Below are 255 nucleotides of genomic sequence, written 5' to 3'. Positions count from 1 at the left end.
TGCGATCCCGCAACGCGGGGATACCCAGTGGTCGCAGTTTGCCGTTGCTTTTAGGGATGTAAACCCGTCTGGCGGGCAAGGGCTGGTAGTGACCTGAGAGTAATTCATCCCTGAGGATTTGCAGCTCCACAGCCAGTCTGGCCTGTAGCATTGTTTTGTTCACGCCATCAACACCGGGGGTATGCGCCCCCTTTGATGAAAGCGTGATCCGCGCGGCTTCAGCCAGCCATTCTGGTTGTGTTATCAGACGCAGCA

Annotated in this window: 1 protein-coding gene; it reads right to left on the bottom strand. The window is 56.5% G+C overall.

All coding sequences use genetic code 11. The annotated features are described in order from the left end of the window. Positions 1 to 253 (bottom strand): hypothetical protein (locus J1784_RS00065; RefSeq protein ID WP_238485312.1); only part of this gene is annotated, 253 nt, incomplete at its 3' end. Positions 254 to 255 lie beyond the last annotated feature (2 nt).

The organism is Rahnella ecdela (assembly GCF_019049625.1).
Taxonomy (GTDB): Bacteria; Pseudomonadota; Gammaproteobacteria; order Enterobacterales; family Enterobacteriaceae; genus Rahnella; species Rahnella ecdela.
This window is presented reverse-complemented; position numbering and strand designations above follow the sequence as displayed.